20 protein-coding genes are annotated in these 20,667 nt (G+C 37.8%); 10 read left to right on the top strand and 10 right to left on the bottom strand.

What is annotated here, in order from left to right:
- Positions 1 to 11 precede the first annotated feature (11 nt).
- The 10 genes from AC2JF9_RS05350 to dnaA all read right to left on the bottom strand — a co-directional run bounded on the left by AC2JF9_RS05350 (position 12) and on the right by dnaA (position 12,234).
- Positions 12 to 2,030 carry a DHH family phosphoesterase gene (locus tag AC2JF9_RS05350; protein ID WP_500725760.1) on the bottom strand — a complete coding sequence of 673 codons (2,019 nt, stop codon included), beginning with the start codon at positions 2,028 to 2,030 and terminating at the stop codon, positions 12 to 14.
- Between the two features lie 143 nt (positions 2,031 to 2,173).
- Positions 2,174 to 2,410, bottom strand: a complete 237-nt coding sequence (gene rpsR, locus AC2JF9_RS05345) for a 30S ribosomal protein S18 (RefSeq protein WP_500725759.1) — start codon at positions 2,408 to 2,410, stop codon at positions 2,174 to 2,176.
- 22 nt (positions 2,411 to 2,432) lie between these two features.
- Positions 2,433 to 2,954: a single-stranded DNA-binding protein gene (gene ssb / locus AC2JF9_RS05340; protein WP_500725758.1), complete on the bottom strand. Its 522-nt coding sequence runs from the start codon at positions 2,952 to 2,954 to the stop codon at positions 2,433 to 2,435.
- A gap of 45 nt (positions 2,955 to 2,999) precedes the next feature.
- Positions 3,000 to 3,296 (bottom strand): 30S ribosomal protein S6, encoded by a 297-nt coding sequence (gene rpsF, locus AC2JF9_RS05335; RefSeq protein WP_220220418.1) that lies wholly within the window; start codon positions 3,294 to 3,296, stop codon positions 3,000 to 3,002.
- A 208-nt stretch (positions 3,297 to 3,504) separates the two neighbouring features.
- The gene (gyrA, locus tag AC2JF9_RS05330; protein ID WP_500725757.1) at positions 3,505 to 6,018 is read right to left on the bottom strand and encodes a DNA gyrase subunit A; all 2,514 of its coding nucleotides are present in this window, start codon (positions 6,016 to 6,018) and stop codon (positions 3,505 to 3,507) included.
- Between the two features lie 9 nt (positions 6,019 to 6,027).
- A complete protein-coding gene (gene gyrB / locus AC2JF9_RS05325; protein ID WP_500725756.1) occupies positions 6,028 to 7,989 on the bottom strand; it encodes a DNA topoisomerase (ATP-hydrolyzing) subunit B in 1,962 nt (653 codons plus the stop codon).
- Complete coding sequence (gene recF, locus AC2JF9_RS05320) at positions 7,982 to 9,118, bottom strand: DNA replication/repair protein RecF (RefSeq protein WP_500725755.1); 1,137 nt, start codon at positions 9,116 to 9,118, stop codon at positions 7,982 to 7,984. Before recF ends, gyrB begins: the two co-directional genes overlap by 8 nt.
- A gap of 6 nt (positions 9,119 to 9,124) precedes the next feature.
- Positions 9,125 to 9,340: a S4 domain-containing protein YaaA gene (yaaA, locus tag AC2JF9_RS05315; protein ID WP_500725754.1), complete on the bottom strand. Its 216-nt coding sequence runs from the start codon at positions 9,338 to 9,340 to the stop codon at positions 9,125 to 9,127.
- A gap of 219 nt (positions 9,341 to 9,559) precedes the next feature.
- Positions 9,560 to 10,690, bottom strand: a complete 1,131-nt coding sequence (gene dnaN / locus AC2JF9_RS05310; protein ID WP_500725753.1) for a DNA polymerase III subunit beta — start codon at positions 10,688 to 10,690, stop codon at positions 9,560 to 9,562.
- A gap of 176 nt (positions 10,691 to 10,866) precedes the next feature.
- Complete coding sequence (dnaA, locus tag AC2JF9_RS05305; RefSeq protein WP_500725752.1) at positions 10,867 to 12,234, bottom strand: chromosomal replication initiator protein DnaA; 1,368 nt, start codon at positions 12,232 to 12,234, stop codon at positions 10,867 to 10,869.
- A 464-nt stretch (positions 12,235 to 12,698) separates the two neighbouring features.
- Between dnaA and AC2JF9_RS05300 the strand changes: the two genes are divergently transcribed.
- The 10 genes from AC2JF9_RS05300 to mnmE all read left to right on the top strand — a co-directional run bounded on the left by AC2JF9_RS05300 (position 12,699) and on the right by mnmE (position 20,665).
- A complete protein-coding gene (locus AC2JF9_RS05300; RefSeq protein ID WP_500725751.1) occupies positions 12,699 to 14,348 on the top strand; it encodes a BglG family transcription antiterminator in 1,650 nt (549 codons plus the stop codon).
- Between the two features lie 2 nt (positions 14,349 to 14,350).
- Positions 14,351 to 14,788, top strand: a complete 438-nt coding sequence (locus tag AC2JF9_RS05295; protein WP_500725750.1) for a PTS sugar transporter subunit IIA — start codon at positions 14,351 to 14,353, stop codon at positions 14,786 to 14,788.
- A gap of 2 nt (positions 14,789 to 14,790) precedes the next feature.
- Positions 14,791 to 15,075: a PTS sugar transporter subunit IIB gene (locus AC2JF9_RS05290; protein WP_500725843.1), complete on the top strand. Its 285-nt coding sequence runs from the start codon at positions 14,791 to 14,793 to the stop codon at positions 15,073 to 15,075.
- 3 nt (positions 15,076 to 15,078) lie between these two features.
- Entirely contained in the window at positions 15,079 to 16,338 is a 1,260-nt protein-coding gene (gene ulaA / locus AC2JF9_RS05285; RefSeq protein ID WP_500725749.1) for a PTS ascorbate transporter subunit IIC, read from the top strand.
- Between the two features lies 1 nt (position 16,339).
- Complete coding sequence (locus tag AC2JF9_RS05280; protein ID WP_500725748.1) at positions 16,340 to 17,077, top strand: SIS domain-containing protein; 738 nt, start codon at positions 16,340 to 16,342, stop codon at positions 17,075 to 17,077.
- A gap of 236 nt (positions 17,078 to 17,313) precedes the next feature.
- Complete coding sequence (locus tag AC2JF9_RS05275; protein WP_500725747.1) at positions 17,314 to 17,592, top strand: hypothetical protein; 279 nt, start codon at positions 17,314 to 17,316, stop codon at positions 17,590 to 17,592.
- Between the two features lie 149 nt (positions 17,593 to 17,741).
- A complete protein-coding gene (rpmH, locus tag AC2JF9_RS05270) occupies positions 17,742 to 17,882 on the top strand; it encodes a 50S ribosomal protein L34 (protein ID WP_003549412.1) in 141 nt (46 codons plus the stop codon).
- 51 nt (positions 17,883 to 17,933) lie between these two features.
- Positions 17,934 to 18,302, top strand: coding sequence for a ribonuclease P protein component (gene rnpA / locus AC2JF9_RS05265; RefSeq protein ID WP_500725746.1), 369 nt, complete (start codon positions 17,934 to 17,936; stop codon positions 18,300 to 18,302).
- Position 18,303: 1 nt separating this feature from the next.
- Positions 18,304 to 19,170: a membrane protein insertase YidC gene (locus AC2JF9_RS05260; RefSeq protein ID WP_500725745.1), complete on the top strand. Its 867-nt coding sequence runs from the start codon at positions 18,304 to 18,306 to the stop codon at positions 19,168 to 19,170.
- 109 nt (positions 19,171 to 19,279) lie between these two features.
- Positions 19,280 to 20,665 (top strand): tRNA uridine-5-carboxymethylaminomethyl(34) synthesis GTPase MnmE, encoded by a 1,386-nt coding sequence (gene mnmE / locus AC2JF9_RS05255; RefSeq protein WP_500725744.1) that lies wholly within the window; start codon positions 19,280 to 19,282, stop codon positions 20,663 to 20,665.
- The last annotated feature ends 2 nt before the right edge of the window (positions 20,666 to 20,667 follow it).

The following is a 20,667-nucleotide window of genomic DNA, read 5'->3' as shown; positions in this document are numbered from 1 at the left end:
TTTGCTCTCCTTTATTCGTTTTCTTTTTCATAAGTATCAACCGCTTCAAGTAACTTTGCAAGTGCCGCTTGAATGTTAACACCCTTAATTTGAGTGGCAGCATTGGACAAATGCCCACCGCCGCCTAGTTTTTCCATAATAACCTGAACGTTGATTTCGCCCATTGAACGTGCAGAAATACTAATCGTATCCTTATCACGTCTGGTAATCGCAAAACTAGCCTCGACATTTTCTAAATCAAGTGCAGTATCAGCAGCTTGAGCCGTAATAATAGGATCAATAATCTTCTTATCTTCCCCACACAAAACTGCCATTTGTGGCCGAATCATCTTCAGGCTGCTAACAAGTCGTGTGCGTTCCAGGAAGCTGTCAATATCTTCTTTGAGTAATTCACTGACACCAACTGAACTAGCGCCAATCGAGCGAAGATAGCTGGCCGCATCAAAGGTTCGAGTACCCGTGCGCAAAGAAAACTCTCGGGAATCAACCGTTATCCCAGCTAGCATTGCTGTCGCTTCAAGATCAGTCAAAACTCGTTGGCCTGAATTAGGCTGCTGATATTCAACCATTTCCGTGACCAATTCACTCGCAGAAGAAGCATAGGGCTCAACATAAGTCAGCATTGGGTTTTCTGGGAATTCTTCGCCACGGCGGTGGTGATCAATCACAATAATGCGATTTTTCAGTCTATCATACAGGTCTTTTGAATAAGTAATTGAATACTTCGAATGGTCAACCATAACTAGCATTGACTTATCGGTTAAACTCTCTAGCGCTTCTTCAGGGGAAATAAACAAATCATTGTCTTTAACTTGCTGTAGTTTAGCCACTAACCTGCTGACATCATAATTCGTTTTATTAACGTCTAAGACAAAGTTCGCTTTAACATTATGCAATCTAGCGATTTTAACTACGCCAATACCACTACCTACTGAGTCCATATCAGGATTAGCATGCCCAACTACGTAAACACGATCAGCCTCTTTGAACAATTCACTAATTGCCTGTGAAACCATCCGCGCGCGAACTCGAGTCCTTTTTTCCATCGGATTCGACTTACCACCGTAAAAACGAGCAGTCTTTCCAGGCTGGCTTAAAACGACTTGGTCACCACCTCGTCCCAAAGCCAAATCAAGATTAGACTGCGCTTGATCAGCTAATTCAGTAATTAAACTGCTGCCAAAAGCAATTCCTATTGATAAAGTCAGTGGTGTATTATTACGGCTAGTTTCCATACGCATTTTGTCCAGAACGGAAAATTTATCTTTTTCCATCTTGGCTAAATCCTGCATATGCAACAAAAGCAAGAAATGGTCTTCATCGATGCGTTTAAGATAGGCATGATAGTTTTTAGCATAATCACTCAGAGTATTTTGCACATAAGAACTGGTTGCCGTAAGCTCTTGATCATGCATCGTTTCACTCAATTCATCATAATTATCAATGAAAACCTGACCAATTGCTAACAGTTCATTATTATATTTTTGTTCAATTTTGGCATAACGTGTAATGTCTAATAAATAGATGACACCCAAATTATCCTGGATAACCATTTCAAACTGGTGACCATCCCAATTTACAACATGATTTTCAGCGGTTTTAGCTTTCATCGAATCATCGATTAATTTATCCAAATCTGGATCAACCGATTTAATTGTATGACCGATTAAATCATCATCTTTTAAATACAGCTGCAAATAGGGATTGGCCCACTGAATCTGTCTGTCCTTGTCATAAAGTAAAATTCCAAGCGGCATTTTAAGCATTGCTTCTTGTTTACTGCGTTTAATTCGATAAGACAAGCTGACAGCAAAGTTATTCGCGTTGCCGGCTAATACATAAGCACCATAAACGACACACGCAACGGTCAAAATAAAAATTACCACCATTGCTAAGCCGAATAATGGGTTCATAATCATTGCAACAATACTGCCTAAAAGTGACAGAGCCAAAATGATAATGACAGAAGCTGTCAAACGTGAATCTTTAATAAAAGCAGGAAATTCAAGCTTACGTAAAAAATCTTTCATGTAAGGTCCTTCCTAAATCAATGTAGAATACATCATTATTATTATACCTTGGATTCACCTGATAAGAAACTCCTGAATGTTCAGCATTTATTTGCATACAAAAAATGCGGAAAACTGAGTTTCCGCATTTTTTATTTACTTGTTTAGTCTTCAGAAACAAATGGCAATAAGCCCATAATGCGAGCTCTTTCAATTGCCTTAGCTACCTTACGCTGATTTTTAGCGCTAGTGCCAGTGACACGACGTGGTAAAATTTTACCTCGCTCAGAGATAAAATGTTTCAACAGATCAACGTCCTTGTAGTCAACGTAATCAATGTGGTTGGCTGCGATAAAGTCAACCTTACGACGATGACCGCCGCTTCTTCTTTGTTGAGCCATATCCTAGGTCCTTTCTTTAAGTTTAGAATGGTAAATCATCATCAGAAATATCAATTGTATCACCCGAACCAGCAAACGGATCTTGTGAAACGTCTGATTGATTATTCATCGGGTTATTCTGACTAGATGCTCCCATACTTGGGGAGTTATTGGTATTTAGATTACCAAAGTTCCCATTATTATTAGGTGTAAAACCACCATTTTGACCACGGGCTTCACGATCTTTGCGTGATTCAAGCAATGAGAAGTTATCTACGACAACTTCAGTTACATATACTCTTTGCCCATCTTTATTATCGTAACTTCTGGTTTGAATTCGGCCGTCAATACCAACAAGTGAACCTTTAGAAGTAAAGTTGCAGAAATTCTCCGCCGACTTTCTCCAAATTACACAGCTGATAAAATCCGCACCTCGCTCGCCTTGAGCGTTAGTAAACTGACGGTCAACAGCAAGCGTAAACGTAGCAACCGAGATTCCACTCCCAGTAGTACGTAATTCAGGATCACGTGTTAAACGGCCAACAAGTACAACTCGATTAATCATACTCTAGGTCCTCCTTTTCCTAAATCACGAAAACGATAAGTTCTTTTATTCGCCAACTTTGACAGTCATTGAACGTAAAACAGCAGTGTCAATCTTGGACAAACGATCAAATTCGTTAACTGCGTCAGCGTTGTCAGCAGTGAAAGTCATAACGTGATAAGTTCCCTCACGGTATTTATTGATTTCATATGCGAAATGACGCTTTTCCCAGTCTTTTGACTCAACCATCGTACCACCGTTGTCGGCAATAACCTTATCATAGTTTTCAACTAAAGCCTTTTTTGATTCTTCATCGATATCTGGCTTGATAATATAAGTTATTTCATACTTAGTAGTTGTCATTACTAGTGCACCTCCTTTTGGTCTATATGGTTCTTGCTAAAAATTCAAGAACAAGGAGTAATTTCCTTACTCGCAATTTCTAATTCTAGCACATAAACAAAAAAATTACCAAACTAACTTTACGTGATCCTGCAAGGAATTTTTCACCCCTTATCTGTAAATACGTAAAAAGTTCGATAATTTTTGTAATTTTTTTAATTATTAGTAACTATTCTTGTGAATTGTCAGTTTCTTCTGGCAACTCAGCAGTTTCTTTTTCCTCAGCGTTAGCCACTTCTTGATCTTCTTCAGCAGGGACAATTGCAAGACTTGCCACCTTATTGTCAGCGCCAACTTTGATTAAGCGAACACCGATCGTGCTTCGACCAGTTTGAGAAACATCAGCAATCTTAAAGCGAATCATAATTCCGTCATCCGTAATGACCATGATGTCTTGGCTACCGTCAACTACTGTCACACCAGCAAGTGGACCATTCTTTTCCGTCACATTGGCAGTTTTAATACCCTTGCCGCCACGACCTTTAACTGGATATTCACTAGCAGAAGTACGTTTTCCGTAACCTTTTTCAGAAATAACCAGGACTTCGTTACTGTCTTTTACTACTCCAGAACCAACAACATAATCATTATCCCGCAAGTTAATTCCACGTACGCCGGCTGCAGTTCGACCCATTGAACGAACCGCTGCCTCATCGAAGCGAACCGCATAACCCAAGTGCGTACCGATTAGGATTTCTTGGTTGCCATCAGTGGTCAAAACATTGTTCAATTCGTCGCCATCACGCAGCGTAAGTGCAATTAAGCCACTATTTCTAATGTTGGCAAATTCACTGACGTGGGTGCGCTTGACCGTACCCATCTTCGTAATAAAGAAGAGATATTGGTCATCTGCATCTTCAGGAATATTGATAATTGTCTGAATCTTTTCGCCCTTTTCAAATTGAAGCAAGTTAACAATTGGCAGGCCCTTAGCCGTTCTACCAAATTCAGGTATTTCGTATGCTTTCTTTGAGTATACCTTACCCTTATTGGTAAAGAATAACAGCATGTCATGGGTGCTAGAGTACATCAACTTCTCAATAAAGTCACCGTCTTTAATTCCCATTCCTTTAATACCTTTACCGCCACGGTTTTGCGTCTTAAATTCATTAATCAGCATCCGCTTAATGTAGCCACTATGCGTTAAGGTGAGTAAAACATCTTGTTTTTCAATCAAGTCTTCGTCTTCAATTGAAATAACTTCGCCTTCGCCAATCTTAGTACGACGATCATCACCAAAGCGTTTCTGAATATCAAGTAATTCATCGTAGATGATCTCGTTAATTCTTTCAGGTCTAGCTAGAATATCCTTGTAGTCGGCAATTTTGGCCTTCAGTTCTTTATATTCAGCTTCAACTTTGTCTCTTTCCAATCCGGTTAAGCGAACTAACCGCATATCCAGAATCGCTTGTGATTGCTTGTCATCCAATCCAAAGCGGCTAATTAAGGCAGCTTTAGCAATATCGCTTGATTCACTTTGCCGAATGATATGAACGATTTCATCAATATGGTCCAGAGCAATTTTTAAACCTTCAAGGATATGTGCCCTAGCCTCAGCTTTGGCTAAATCAAACTTGGTTCTGCGGGTAACTACGTCTTCTTGGTGCTTCAAGTAGTATTGCAGCATTTCTTTTAGACTTAAGAAATGTGGTGCACCATCGACAATAGCAACCATATTCATTCCGAAATTAGCTTGCATTTGTGTCAATTTGAATAGATTATTCAGGATAACACTTGCACTAGCATCACGCCGAATATCGATTGTCATCCGCATACCAGTTTGATCGGATTCATCACGAACGCCAGTAATACCATCAATCGTCTTAGAACGTGCCAAATCAGCAATTTTCTTAACTAACTCCGCTTTGTTGACCAAATAAGGAATTTCGGTAACCACAATCCGCTCGCGACCACTTTTTTCAGTTTCAATTGTAGTATTTGCACGTACAACGATGTTCCCGCGACCAGTTTCATATGCGCGATAAATTCCACCGCGACCCATAATCGTACCACCAGTTGGAAAGTCAGGGCCAGGAATTGCTTTCATTAGGTCCTTAGTCGAAATGTCAGGATCATCCATCAACATATGAATGCCTTGAATAACTTCAGACAAATTGTGCGGTGGAATATTGGTGGTCATTCCGACCGCAATTCCACTAGTACCGTTTACTAAAAGATTAGGAATTCTAGCAGGTAAAACTACTGGTTCGCTTTCAGAGTCGTCGTAGTTTCTTTGCCAGTCAATAGTATTCTTATTAATATCCCGCAGCATTTCAACGGCAATTTTGCTCATTCTTGCCTCAGTATAACGCATTGCGGCCGGTTCATCACCGTCAACAGAACCGAAGTTACCATGACCATCAACCAGCATATAACGGTAACTGAAGTCTTGCGCCATGTGCGCCATTGCCAAATAAATCGAAGAGTCACCGTGGGGGTGAAACTTACCCATTACTTCCCCCACAATTCTGGCTGATTTTTTATATGGTTTATCAGGTGTAACGCCCAGCTCGCTCATTCCATAAAGAATACGCCGTTGAACTGGTTTTAAGCCATCGCGTACATCAGGCAAAGCCCGTGCCACAATAACTGACATAGCGTAATCAAGAAACGAACTGTTCATCACGTTGGTCAAGTCAACGTTTCTTATTCTGTGGTCTTGACTTTGATTATCGTTATCCATTTAAACCTCCTAAGCATCCAAATTCTCAACATATTTAGCGTTAGTTTCAATAAAGTTACGTCTAGGGGCAACTTCGTTACCCATTAACAACTCAAAAACTTCATCTACGTTTTTAGCATATTCTGGACTAACTCGATCCAATCTTCTGTTTTCAGGATTCATGGTGGTGTCCCATAATTGCTCGGCATCCATTTCGCCCAGCCCCTTGTACCGTTGCACAAGTGGTTTGGGACTTGGCTGCAGACTTCCTAAATAGTCATGCAATTCTTCATCAGTATCTAAGTATCTGATGACCTTTCCTTGACGAACCTGATATAGTGGCGGACGCGCGATGTATACATATCCTTTGTCAATCATAGGACGCATGTAGTTATAAAAGAGTGTCAGTAAAAGTGTTCTAATATGAGCACCATCGACATCGGCATCAGTCATAATAATGAGCTTGTGATACCGAGCCTTGGAAACGTCAAAATCAGCCCCAAAACCTGTACCCAAAGCAGTGAAAAGCGAACGTATTTCTTCGTTAGCCAGAATTCGATCCATTGAAGCTTTTTCAACATTCAAAATCTTCCCACGAATTGGCAAAATAGCCTGCGTTAATCGCGAACGACCTTGCTTGGCCGAACCTCCGGCAGAATTACCCTCAACGATAAACAATTCAGAAATTTTGGGATCATTACTTGTATTATCAGCTAATTTCCCTGGCAAATTGGCAATTTCAAGCCCAGACTTTTTACGTGTAACTTCTCGAGCACGCTTGGCAGCAGTCCGAGCACGTTCAGCCAGTTGTGCTTTTTCAACGATTTTACGGCCAACTTGTGGATTTTCCATCAAGAACGCGGTAAAAGTCTCGGAAAAGGCGCGGTCAACTGCGGTTCTAGCATCAGAATTGCCAAGTTTAGTCTTAGTTTGACCTTCGAATTGAGGATTCGGGTGCTTAACCGATACAATTGCAGTCATACCTTCACGAATGTCTTCACCTGAAAGGTTATCATCACTGTCTTTTAGTATTTTAGTCTTATGCGCATAGTCGTTAACTACACGCGTTAGGGCAGTTTTAAAACCAGCTTCATGCATACCACCTTCGTAGGTATGGATGTTATTGGCAAATGTCATTAAGGTTGTTTTATAGCCTTTTGTATATTGCAACGATACTTCAACGTTGATATCGCTAAAAGTGCCTTCAACGTATATTGGTTCATCAAACAATACTTCGGTGTCTCGATTTAAGAAGGAAACATACTCTTGTATACCACCTTCGTAGTGGTATACATCTGTTTCGGCAGATTCCTTTCGTTTATCGGTAAAGGTTAATTTTAGTCCCTTGTTCAGAAAAGCTAATTCACGAATCCGGTTCTTTAAAACTATATCGTCAAAAGAAGTAGTTTCAGTAAAGATATCTGGATCTGGGAAAAAGTGAACAGTCGTTCCGTGCTCTGATAAAGGTACCGAACCAGTCATTTTCATCTCATGATCAACTCGACCATGATCAAAATCGATGTAGTACTTTTTGCCGTCACGCATAGTAGTAACATCCAACTTAGTTGACAGTGCGTTAACGACTGAAGCACCAACACCGTGCAAACCACCAGAAACCTTGTATCCGCCACCGCCGAATTTACCTCCGGCGTGAAGAACAGTGAAGACAGTTTCTAGAGCTGGGCGCCCTGTCTTCTTTTCAATGTCAACGGGAATACCCCTTCCATCATCATGGACGGTTACACTGTCATCTTCATTAATGGTAACTTCAATCTTAGTAGCAAAACCAGCCAGACTCTCATCAATACCATTATCAATTATTTCCCAAACTAAATGGTGCAATCCTTGAGAACTAGTAGAGCCAATGTACATACCCGGCCGTTTGCGCACAGCTTCAAGTCCACCTAAAACTTGAATTTGACTGGCATTATACTTATCAGCTTCTTTTTCATATTTTTTGATTTGGTCGAGGTTTTCTTTATTATCAGCCATTCAATTTCCCCTCTTCTAAATAAATCTCTCCAGATTTAATTCGGTAAACTTTTGGTTTTTTAATTATTTCCCAGGAAATACCTGCAAGATCTGTTGTCGTAATAAAAGTTTGTGTTTTGCCATGAATGTAATTGAGTAAGGCACTTTGACGACTATGATCAAGTTCACTCATCACGTCATCAAGTAAAAGCAGTGGATATTCATCAGTCAGCTGATATACTAGCTGGATTTCTGCAAGTTTAATACTTAGTGCAATCGTCCTTTGCTGTCCTTGAGATCCATACAAATGGGCATCTTTACCGTCTAACTCAAATTCAATATCATCACGGTGTGGTCCGCTTAAAGTGGTGCCCTTCAACAGCTCAATTTTCTTATTAGTTTGAAAACTAGTCTGTACCTTATGATAAACATCTTCTACGCTATCTTTATCAGTTACCCCTTTAACCGAGGGCCGATAAATTGCCGTTAATTTTTCATTACTTGAACTAATATGTGCGTATGCATCCCTTGCATATTTGTTCAAATAACTTAAAAATTTAAACCGACGCACAATTACTTCAGCCGCCACGCCGGCAAGTTGATCAGATAAAACATCCAAGAACATCGTATCATTTGCTTGACCCTGAACTAATTGTTTTAAGTAATTATTCTTTTGCTGCAGGACTTGCTTGTATTTACCAACAAAATATAAGTACTCAGCATTGATTTGACCAAATTCTTGGTCCATAAAACGGCGCCTTAATGATGGCGCCCCCTTAATCAGATCCAAGTCTTCTGGTGAAAACAAAATAGCATTCAGTTGACCAACATATTTAGACAATTTTGCTTGTTCTTTGCGATTAACCCAGACCTTTTTCCCTTTTTTGGTAATCAAAACTCGTAACGCTAAGTCAACTTGACTTTTGTAAACATGACCAGAAACGTTAGCATAGTCCTGTCCAAAAGCAATCAATTCCTTATCCGCGCTTGTGCGATGGGATCGGGTCAGTGCTAAAAAGTAAATTGCCTCAAGCAGGTTGGTTTTGCCTTGGGCATTTTGACCAATGAAAATATTAACGTTGGGATCAAAGTCAACATCAAGTGGTTTTAAATTACGATAATTCTGGGCAATAAAATGCTTGAGATACATTTTGCATTACCGAAATTCATACAGTTCTTGAGCAACTTCAAGCTCATCGCCTGGTCTAATTTTTTTGCCACGCCGATTTTCCTTAACCCCATTAAGTAAAACTGGGTTTTCCTGCAGGTACCACTTAGCTTGACCGCCCGAAGAAATATAACTTTCTTCTTTTAAAAATTTACTTAGGGTTACATACTCACCCTTTACGCGAAATTCTTTGATAATATCCACCTTCACCCCTTTAATTACTCATACTTAAGTATAAGCGTTTGGCAGGTAAAATACAACTCAAAACGCAATATAAAGCCATATAAGCGGTTTTTAAGCAAATAAACATCCCACCATAAAGACGACCCTAAAAATAGAACAGCGAGCTTATTTGGCTGATTTTGCCAAATGAGCATAAAAAAAGCCATCAATTGACAGCTTTTTCTTAGAATTTGTAATTGCTTAAAAAGTTCTGACTGGAGTGATTAATTGAACGAAATCAATATCATCTTTGTCAGGATTAACTGTAAATGGACGTAGTGGCTGCGTAAATTCCATTATTACCGAATCAGTTACTGAAGCTCGTAAAGCATCACGTAAGTAGTCAGGGTTAAAGGAAATCTTCAGCTTTTGACCTTCAAGCTTTTTAAAACTAACATCTTCTTCAACATTACCAATTTCCGCAGATTCACCAGATAACTTAACCGAGTGATTTTCTGTATCTAAAGTTAAATCAACTACATTATTGCGCCCAGCATGAGTAAGTAAACTAGCCCGATCAAGTGCGCTTGATAATTCACTTAAATCAAACTCAGCCACTGTTGTACTTTCTGTTGGAATTAGACGTTCAGTATCAGGATAACTTCCTTCAAGCAGACGGGAATAGAACAAAATATTTCCAATTTCAAAGAGTACCTGATTTTCACCAGGACAAACTTTAATCTCGGGATCCGTTTCACCAATAATTCGTGCTAATTCAAGTAAACTCTTCCCCGGAATAATTAAATCTGCTTTTGTTTGTGGACCATTTTCTAGTGTTAATGCTCGACTTGAAAGGCGGTGTGAATCGGTGGCAACTGCATGAATTTTGTCTGGACTGAAATTAAAATGAACACCAGTTAAAACTAAGCGACTTTCTTGAGTAGCAACTGCAAATTGGGTCTCATTGATAATTTCTCGAAAAGTCTTGCCAGAAATAACAAAAGCGGAATCGTCTGATATTTCTGGTAATCTTGGGTAGTTATTTGCATCTAAACCATTAATCGTAAATTCACTGTTTTCAGAAATAATTTGGGTTTGAAAACTATCTTTTACTTCAAGTGAAAATTCTTTACCTGGTAAGCGCCTGATGATTTCACTGAAGAAACGCGCCGGTAATACAATTGTCCCTGGTGAAGCAACAGTTAAATCTTCACTTACCGGAATTCTAATTTCAATTGAAATGTCAGTATCACTTCCAGTTAAAATTAATTCGTCTTCAGTTAAATTAAGTTTGATTCCGCTTAATATCGGTATCGTAGCTCGAGAAGAAATAGCATGCATTACATTATTTAAATTATCAACGAAGAGATTTCTGTTTACGGTAAATTTCATTTGTTGCCTCCTGGATTTCGTGTCTGTTTTATTTATATTAATTATATATTTAATTAAGTAGTATTAGTAGGTCCTGTGATTACTGTTGAAAAGTTAAGTTTACCCTAAAATAACGTAATTACGTCGGTTAAGAAATTGTGCACAAGATTGAAAGTTGTCCACAATTTAATCACTTTTTATCGGTCGAGCATCTGTTTCAAATCAAAGACTGCAGTTTTAATTTCAGAATCAGTTTTAATTTCGCGCGCGATTTTATCGCAAGCGTGCATTACGGTAGTATGATCTTTTCCGCCAAACTCCTGACCAATTTTGGGTAAACTTGAATCCGTTAGTTCACGGGATAAGTACATAGCAATTTGCCTTGGTACGACAATTTGGCGCACCCGCTTTTTACCTTTGAGTTCGTAAGTAGGGGTTTGAAAATAATTTGCAACAACTTCTTGAATTTTAGAAATCTGTAAACCTTGATTCTTCTGGACTAATTTTAAGTCAGCTAGTGCCTCTCGCGCTAAATTTACGTTGATATCTTCATGCTGAATTGTTGCATGGGCTTGTACTTTAACCAAGGCACCTTCAAGTTCGCGGATATTAGTATCAACTTGAGAAGCGATATAATCCAGCGTATTGTCATCAATGGTGAGATTTTCAGCTTCAGCTTTTTTGCGCAAAATCGCGATACGCGTCTCTAAGTCTGGCGGAGTAATTTCAACTTGCAGACCCCAAGTAAATCTTGATACCAACCGTTCCGATAGATCGGGAATTTCTGTTGGCAGTCGGTCACTAGTCATGACGATCTGTTTTTGATCGTTATATAGTGTTTCGAAAGTATGGAAGAATTCTTCCTGAATACCTTCTTTTTTAGCAAAAAACTGAATATCATCTACTAATAGTAAATCGCAGGTACGGTATTTCTCGCGAAATTGATCTTGCGTTTTATTTTTGATGGAGTTGATGAAGTCGTTAACGAAGGTTTCACTTTGAATATAAACGACCTTGGCATTTGGCCGTTCGGTTAACATCTGTTGACCGATAGCCTGCATTAAGTGCGTTTTACCAAGACCAACGCCACCAAAAATGAATAAGGGGTTGTAGAAGCTGCCAGGACTGTCTGCTACTGCTAGAGCAGCACCGGCAGCTAGTTTATTTCCTTCACCTTGAACAAAATTATCGAAAGTATATTTATCGTTTAGCTTAAGGTTACGCATAAAGGCATTACTTGTTTGCTGACGGGGTTGGTCTTGAACTTCTTGGTTTTGAGGCTTAGGTGTTACGATACGCTCACTACTAGTATCGCCTTCGATTTGAAAAACCGGCAGAACTTCAATGTTTGCATAGCCATACGCCGATTGAATTAATTGTGCCGAAAGATTTTTTTCCCAATAGCCTTTTGTTACGGGATTTTGCACGGCAATTTTCAATTCATGGCTATCTTTATCATAAGAAATCGGTTTAGTACTTTTAAACCAAGCGTTATAAGCAATATCATTAAAACGCTCATGCATTTCGTCGTTAAAATGTTGCCAAAATTTATTAATGTCAAACAAAATAGTATCCCCCTTGATAGCGTTAAGCAAAATTTATTTTACCATTTAAATAAACTGTTTTCCACAAGTGAATAAGTTTAATCCAAAATCAACAAGTTGGGGATAGATATTTCCTGAAAATACACAAATTTAGCTAAGAATAAGTCAAAAAAGTAGTAATGTACAGGTGAGTCTGTGGAAAGCTTTAGCTATTGTAATAAGGGTTTTCGTGAAAGGATAGACGAAATATCCACATGCTGTGCATATCTTTTTTGACAAGCTGTGAACTGTGGATAATGCTGTGCAAAGAAATGTGATTTGCAACTTGTGGATAAAAAACTATGGTTTCTTTTTGAACAAATTTGGGGTTGGTTAAGAACTAAATTCTCAGGTGTTCAAGTTTTGGCTAGGAAAAAGTATTTATCTTTGTTCTTCTCAGATTTTTGAGCACTTATTAATATATAGAATAGTAGAGGGTGATAATTTTGAAAACACAAGAATTTTCAAATAGTAAGGAACGTAAGTTTTTCATTTTGGCAAGGCTAATTAATGGAGAGCACTTGAGCTATCATCGTTTAGCAGAAGACTATTTTGTTTCACGAAGCAGTATTGCAAATGATATAGCTGCTATTAAAGCTCGTTTGTCAAAGGATAATATCCCTCTTCTTTTTAATAATTCTGGCTCATATATTGGTGGAGGTGAAATAGATAAACAAAAGATAATTAAAAGGGTTGTAATTGATTTGTTGAAGATTAAAGATGAACAACAAAAAGGGCTGACTGATTTATTTCTTGATACTAATTTGCTTCAAGTTATTCTTGAGGTATTTCATGAGAAATTACTATCATGGAAACTTGAAGTCCCAGAAAACTATGTAGAAGATATAGCTATTTCAACTGCTATTTTGGTTTTTAGAGGAAAAAATGGAAATCAAATTTCTTGGAAAAATAAAACTCGATTTAATGAAATATTTGCTCAGTTTGATAAGTATCCACTTGTTTATCAGCTGCTCAGTTCAGTAGAAGAAAAAGAAATTTATCACTTTGACAATGTAGAAATGCAGTATCTTTCTTACATAGTTATAGGGAATGGTTTCAACTTTTTCATGAAAGATGGACAAATTCCGGAAAACTTTAAAAATGAAGTAGAAAAACTAATAAAAAATGTTGGAGAGAGTCTTTGCATTGATTTAACTAGAGATACGGTTCTATTGAGTTCACTTTTAGTTCACCTGTATCAAATGGAGTTTCGTTTGCGATCAAAGACAACGGTTATTAATCCAATGCTGGCAGAAATAAAAGAGAGCTATTCAAATTTATATGGAGTTGTATGGTATGCGTTAAGTGAATTTAGCGGAATTAACTATCTTACTGTCTCTGACGATGAAGTAGGTTTTGTTACTTTACATTTTCAAGCTGCCATTGAACGAAATAAGAAAATTAATCGGATTTTATTTGTTTGTCCAAATGGCATTGGTATGAGTTCACTAATTAGTGCAAAAATCCGAAGAATTTTACCTTCTGCTGCTCTTACGGAAGTCGTATCTAAACATAATTTAGCTAAAAAAGACTTGTCAAATGTTTCATTGATAATCTCGACGGTAGAATTGTCTGAACAAGAAGTTCCGGTAGTAAATATTTCTCCCATTTTAACTGTTAAAGATATGAAAAATATTGCAAATAAATATATTGATATTGTAATGCAACAAAAATCGAAAAATAACAAATCCGATTTTAAAAGTGTTTTACCACTTTTAAAAGGAAATGTGATTTTTACGACTAAAAAGAGCGCTGATCAGATTATTGATTTATTGCTTGAAAAAGGTGAATGGGTTAATAAGCAAAGTACTGAGAATTACAAAAAATCAGTTTTAAACCGAGAAAAACTGCAGACCACTTATTTAAGTAATGGTTTTGCAATTCCTCATGGTGATCCGAGCCTACTTACTGAAAGCCATATTGCAGTTGCAGTTCTCGACAAATCGATTTATTGGGGCAACAATCGGGTTGATATTGTAGCTATGTTGATGATTAAACAAGATGATAAAAAAAATGTAGAGCCGTTTATGAATCTAATTATGCGAGGAATAAATGATAAAGAATGGTTTATTTCAAAAATGATGGAGGCTAAATAATAGTGACAGATACTTTATTTAATGAAAATAACATTCAAGTAATTGATGATGCTGATAATTGGCAGTTAGCGTTGAAACAAGCAAGCGATCCTCTATTAAAGGAAAAGATAATAACGCCGAAATATGTCAAGAATATGATTGAAAGCATTAAAATTAATGGCCCCTATATGGTTTTAGCGGACTACTTTGCTTTGATGCATGCCCGTCCTGGGGAAGGTGTTAACAGATTAGGCATGAGCCTGTTAGTTTCTCGTAAACCAATTGATTTAGAAGGCAAACCAGTGAAAATATTTTTAGTAATGGCAGCCGTCGATAATACTAGCCATTTGGAAAGCTTGAAAAAGGTAATTTCGATTTTTATGGACACCAAATCGTATCAGACTATTTTAGGTGCGAATAAAAATGAAATTATTGCAATGTTTAAGGAAGCAAAGGTTTAATGATGAAAATTTTAGCAGTTTGTGGTTTTGGTGTAGGTAGTTCAATGGTTTTAAAAATGACTATAGATAAAGTAGTTATGGAGCTAGGAATTGATGCAGACGTAAAAAACACTGATATAGCGTCGGCTAAGTCTGAGCAAGCGGATGTTTATTTTACTAGTGCAGAGCTAAAACCAGATATTGAATCATATACAGATAAACCAGTTTATGCAATTAAACGGTATATGGATAAAAATGAAGTTTTAACAGCCATGCAAGATTTTTTGGCAAATAAAGAAGGGGTATAACTAATGGAAGTTTTAAAGTTTATTTCAAATAATATTCTACAAGATCCACCAGTTTTGTTAGGATTGATAGCTATGCTGGGCTTAATTGTTCAGAAAAAACCAGTAGCAGAGATTGTCAAAGGAAGTATTTCGGCAGCGTTTGGGATGATTATCTTAACTGCAGGTGTAAACATGCTGACAGGCGTAGTTTCAGCCATTAACGTAGCTATTCAAACCAAAATGGGCGTTCAGGTAGCAAAAGGCATGACAGATGTAACATTTACAGCTCAATATGGTGGAGCAGTTGGCATGGCAATGTTTTTAGCGCTTGTTATCCATATTTTGATAGCACGTTTCACACCATTTAAGACTATTTTTCTAACTGGACACATGTTATGGTGGGTTCCATTTGTTATTGTTGCTGGTGGTGTAGAGGGTGGCTTGCGAGGCACTAGCCTGATTATAGTCAGCGCAATTCTTTCAGCTATTTATTTTTCAGTCGCACCGTGGGTTTTACGAAAATATGTTTGGGCAGCAACAGGCGATGATTCTTTTTTGATAGGGCATCCAACGACAATTTTGTCTCTTATCTCAGGTTTTGTAGCAAAACATGTTGGAGATAAAAAACACTCAACCGAAGACATAAATGTACCAAAAGGATTGTCATTTTTCCGTGACATATCAATTACTGGTGGAATTGTGATGTTTACAGTTGATATCATTGTTGGCATAATTGCTCCAGCATTAGTTCCAAAAGGGGGAAATTTATTTACTGTGGCACTGAATGCTGGTTTAAACTTTGGCGGTGGTTTATTAATCTTGCTTTATGGTGTTCGTTTATTAGTAAATCAAATTATTCCGGCCTTTCAGGGCATTTCTGAAAAACTTGTACCTGGTGCAAAGCCAGCTTTTGATGTACCGATTTTGTTTAATTATAAGCCTAATGCTGTTATTATTGGCTTTTTGTCAGCTTTTATTACCTCAACTATCCTTGTGTTAGTTGCTAATGTAACGAATGTATTTGGTGTTTTGATTGTTCCTTTAATGATTACTAGCTTCTTTGAATGCGGTGGTGCCGCTGTTATAGGTGAAGGCCAGGGAGGTATACGAGGTGCTATTATTGGTACAGCAGTTGCTTCTGTAGCGATGGTAGCATTAGTTGGAATTTCTGCTGTTATGATGGGCAGCACAATAAAAAATTGGATTTTAATTTTTGGCGGAAATGATCTTTCGCTTTGGAGTATTATCAGCAAATTAATTGGCAGCTTGATTGGAGGGATTTAATGTGTATCGCTACATCAATAAAATTGAAAAAATTCTTAGCATCATAAAAGAAGATGAAAGGGAAAATATTGAAGCAGCAATTGATTTGATTACGAATGCCAATATTAGAAAAAACTCTATTTACATTTTTGGTGCTAGTCATGCCGGCATTTTAGCTGAAGAAATGTACTATCGTGCAGGTGGGATGATTACAATAAATGCCATTTTTGGCCGAGAAGTAATGTTGGACAGAAAGCCAATTACTTTTACCAGCAAAATGGAGCGACTTGAAGGCTATGGTACTGCTTTAGCAAGTACAGTGAAATTTCATTCAAACGACGTTCTTATTCTTCATTCTGTTTCTGGGCGGAACCCAGTAATTATTGACATGGCATTAGCTGCAAAAGAAAAAGGGGTAAAAATTATTGGATTGACAAATTTGGCCTATTCTAAGTCTGTATCAAGCCGCCACTCTTCTGGTAAGCGTTTATTTGAAGTTTCAGATGTTGTAATTGATAACCATGGTGATATTGGGGATGCAACTTGTCAGATAAAAGGCACTGCCCAAAAAGTAGGTCCAACTTCAACCGTAATTGGAGCAGCAATTTTAGATAATATTATTGTTGAAGCTAGCCAAAGACTGGTTGATCAAGGTGGACATGAAGCACCAATTTTTTATTCAGCTAATCTAGATGGTGGAGATCAAAAGAACCGTCAACTAATCAGTGAGTACGGTCAAATGATTCATTATGATTTTTAAAAAAATACTAAAAGCACTTTTGCATTTGCAAAGTGCTTTTTACTATGATTTATCAGGCGAGCTGATTGGAATATAGAATAGCCTAATTAGTTATAAAATAGATATTTGAACAAAAGATTTGGACATGCTCTTGAAATAATAAACTGAATTTTCTAATAGTGACACTGAATTTTAAAAAGCTAAAAATAAAGATATAATTAATCGTAGCTATTTGAAAATTTCTGGGAGGTATAAATATGGATTATAACGATTACGTAAAGTTGGGTCTAAAAAATGACGGCAATTTAAAAGTAATCCTTAAAGGTAGTGTGGAAGAAGCCTCTAACAAAAAAGTTGGTGTTGTAAGTGTCGTATACGTAACTAATGATGTTGAAAAAGCTAAACAAAAGCTTGCTGAACTTAACTCTAAAGAAAAAGGCGCCTATTATATGGTATACAGTTGCCCGTTAGATACCTTTTTGCCAGATTTAGGACATTATCCATCAATTGAAATCGGGAAAGAGGACCTACAATAATTAAGGCATGACAACGTAGTTTGCAAAAAATAAGATTACGTGCACTTAGTAACATCTTTTTTTCGTTTTCGCTTGGTTTTTCAACTTAATCATGTTATTCTAGTATTTAAATTGTGCAGTCAGCATATTAAAAATGGAGGTGTAGTTTAATGACAACTAAAAGAACTTACCAACCTAAAAAGCGCCACCGTTCTCGCGTTCATGGCTTTATGAAGCGTATGAGCACATCAAATGGCCGTAAGGTTTTGGCTAGACGCCGTGCAAAGGGTAGAAAAGTCTTATCTGCTTAAACCACTGAATCCCAGTGGTTTTTTTAATATCAAAGAGTGGAATGAAGCGTTTTGAGAAAATCTTATCGAGTTAAAACAGAAAACGATTTTCAGCGAGTTTTTAAAGCCGGTAATTCGGTAGCAAATCGGGCATTTGTCATCTATAAAATAGATAAAATTGAGAATACACACTTCCGGGTGGGCATTTCTGTCGGCAAAAAAGTAGGGCATACTGCAGTTGTTCGTAATCGCATCAAACGTTATATTCGAGCTGTTCTCACTGAAGAGAAGCTAGCAATTAATCCGCATATTGATTTTCTAGTGATTGCTAGACCGTATGCCCGTGATTTTAGCATGAATGATGTGCGGAAGAATTTGCTTCATGCGCTTATTTTGGCTAATATTATAGAAGAAATACCTGATAAAGTTGAGGAAAATTAGAGTGAAAGACATTTTAAATAAAAAGAATGTCAAGCGGCTACTTGTATTACTGGCGGTAGTCGGAGTTGCTGTTGTTATAACGGGATGCGCATCGTCAAATGCTAAACCAGCACCTATTTCACATACTAGCGGTAGCTGGTGGAATCGTTGGGTAATTTATTACATGTCAACGTTTTTGCTATGGCTGGCTAAGATGATGGGGAATAGTTATGGCTGGGCAATTATCGTCTTCACTGTTATTGTGCGGGTGCTTGTCTATCCACTAAGTGCGATTCAGATTAAGAGCACAACTAAAATGCAGGGAATTCAGCCAGAAATTGATGCATTGCGTAAAAAGTACTCAGGTAATGATACCGAGTCGCGTACGTTGCTTTCCCAAGAAACTAATAAGTTATATAAAGAAGCCGGAATTAATCCGTATGCTGGCTGTTTGCCACTGCTTATTCAACTGCCGGTCATGTATGCTTTGTATGGGTCGATTTGGCAGACGCCGCAATTACAGACTGGTCACTTTATGTGGATGGATTTAGGAAAACCAGATCCATACTTCATTATGCCAATTTTATCAATGGTGTTTACATTCTTATCGACTTATATTAGTCAACTATCAACACCACAAGAATCGCAGACAATGTCAACTAGGATTATGACCTACGGCATGGCAGTTATGGTTGGTGTGATGGGTATTTACTTCCAATCCGCCATTGTTTTGTATTGGGTAGTTTCTAACCTCTTCCAAGTTATTCAGACTTTTATTTTGCAAAACCCAATTAAATATCGTCGTGAACAAAGGGCTAAAGCTGAAGCAGAACGTGAACGAAAACGTCAGCTCAGGAGAACCTACAAACGGTTAAATCGTAAAAAGTAAATAAATATCAATCTAAAGTGATTTTTAGATAAAGTAGTCAAAGTGCTTTATACATCATGTTTTTTCGTGGTGGTATAACGCGCTTTTTTTATTGAAAAAGGAGAAAATCATGGCACAGACTCTGGCTGAATTTGACACAATAGCAGCAATTTCGACGCCAATTGGCGAAGGCGGAATCTCAATTGTACGTTTATCAGGAGAAAATGCGGTTGAAATTGCCAATAGAGTTTTCAAAGGTTCTAATTTAAGCAAAGTTTCAACGCACACAATTCACTATGGGCACATAATTGATCCCGAAACTAACCACATAATCGATGAAGTAATGGTGTCAGTAATGCTTGCTCCTAAAACTTTTACCCGTGAAGACGTGGTTGAAATTAACTGCCATGGCGGAATTGTTGTGACAAATCGGATTTTACAGCTGTTGCTAAAAACCGGTGCGCGCATGGCTGATCCGGGAGAGTTTACTAAACGGGCTTTTGTCAATGGTCGAATCGATCTCACACAGGCAGAAAGTGTGATGGATATCGTTCGTGCAAAAACCGATCGCGCCAGACAAGTTGCCGAAAACCAGCTTGAAGGTGGGTTACTTAAAACCATTCAAAAGATGCGCCAAGAAATTTTGGATACACTTGCTAATGTGGAAGTTAACATTGACTATCCTGAATATGATGCCGATACGGTTACCGCTAATCAAGTGATTAAGGTGTCCAAGGTGGTCATTGATCAAATTGACGCTTTGCTTGAGACAGCTGGAGAAGGAACGGCGTTACGTAACGGTTTAGCGACTGCAATTATTGGCCAACCTAACGTAGGTAAGTCATCTTTACTTAACTATTTGACCAAGAGCGATACAGCCATTGTAACGGATGTTGCCGGAACAACTCGTGATACATTGGAAGAATATGTTTCTGTCAAAGGTGTGCCCTTAAAGCTAATCGATACAGCTGGAATCAGAGATACTGATAATAAAGTGGAAAAAATTGGCGTTGAGCGTTCAAAAAAGGCACTAGCTAAAGCTGATTTGGTTTTACTTTTATTTGATTCTAGTAAAGAGCTAACTCCTGAAGATTATACATTAATCGATGCCACGGCAAATAAAAAGAGAATTGTAATTCTAAATAAGACGGATTTAGGTCAAAAAGTTTCACTTGAAGAGATTAAACGGTTAACTGCTAGTGAAACCATTGCGATTTCTGTTTTGAAAGAAAAAAACCTTAACTTGCTTGAAGATGCAATTAAGAAGCTGTTTTTTAATGGGATTGAAAATTCTAATGATCAAGTTATGGTCACTAACCAAAGGCAAATAGGTCTGCTAGAGAAAGCTAAAAAGCAGTTGCATGATGTAATTAGTGCTCTGGAAAAGGACGTACCAATCGATATTGCGCAGATTGATTTTAATGATGCTTGGAGTACATTAGGTGAAATTACGGGTGAAAGTAGTCCGGATGAATTAGTCAATCAACTGTTTAGTCAATTTTGTTTAGGAAAATAATA

It is taken from the genome of Lactobacillus sp. C449L, from assembly GCF_059900815.1.
Note: the sequence above shows the minus strand (reverse complement) of the source record. Positions and strands in the feature narration are given on the sequence as shown.

Excerpts from the sequence above, each read along its gene's own strand:
- rpmH (WP_003549412.1), top strand. The coding sequence starts at position 17,742 with ATGACAACTAAAAGAACTTACCAACCTAAAAAGCGCCACCGTTCTCGC.
- gyrB (WP_500725756.1), bottom strand. The coding sequence starts at position 7,989 with ATGGCTGATAATAAAGAAAACCTCGACCAAATCAAAAAATATGAAAAA.
- AC2JF9_RS05275 (WP_500725747.1), top strand. The coding sequence starts at position 17,314 with ATGGATTATAACGATTACGTAAAGTTGGGTCTAAAAAATGACGGCAAT.
- recF (WP_500725755.1), bottom strand. The coding sequence starts at position 9,118 with ATGTATCTCAAGCATTTTATTGCCCAGAATTATCGTAATTTAAAACCA.
- ssb (WP_500725758.1), bottom strand. The coding sequence starts at position 2,954 with ATGATTAATCGAGTTGTACTTGTTGGCCGTTTAACACGTGATCCTGAA.
- ulaA (WP_500725749.1), top strand. The coding sequence starts at position 15,079 with ATGGAAGTTTTAAAGTTTATTTCAAATAATATTCTACAAGATCCACCA.
- gyrA (WP_500725757.1), bottom strand. The coding sequence starts at position 6,018 with ATGGATAACGATAATCAAAGTCAAGACCACAGAATAAGAAACGTTGAC.
- mnmE (WP_500725744.1), top strand. The coding sequence starts at position 19,280 with ATGGCACAGACTCTGGCTGAATTTGACACAATAGCAGCAATTTCGACG.
- AC2JF9_RS05290 (WP_500725843.1), top strand. The coding sequence starts at position 14,791 with ATGAAAATTTTAGCAGTTTGTGGTTTTGGTGTAGGTAGTTCAATGGTT.
- AC2JF9_RS05350 (WP_500725760.1), bottom strand. The coding sequence starts at position 2,030 with ATGAAAGATTTTTTACGTAAGCTTGAATTTCCTGCTTTTATTAAAGAT.
- rpsR (WP_500725759.1), bottom strand. The coding sequence starts at position 2,410 with ATGGCTCAACAAAGAAGAAGCGGCGGTCATCGTCGTAAGGTTGACTTT.
- dnaN (WP_500725753.1), bottom strand. The coding sequence starts at position 10,690 with ATGAAATTTACCGTAAACAGAAATCTCTTCGTTGATAATTTAAATAAT.
- rpsF (WP_220220418.1), bottom strand. The coding sequence starts at position 3,296 with ATGACAACTACTAAGTATGAAATAACTTATATTATCAAGCCAGATATC.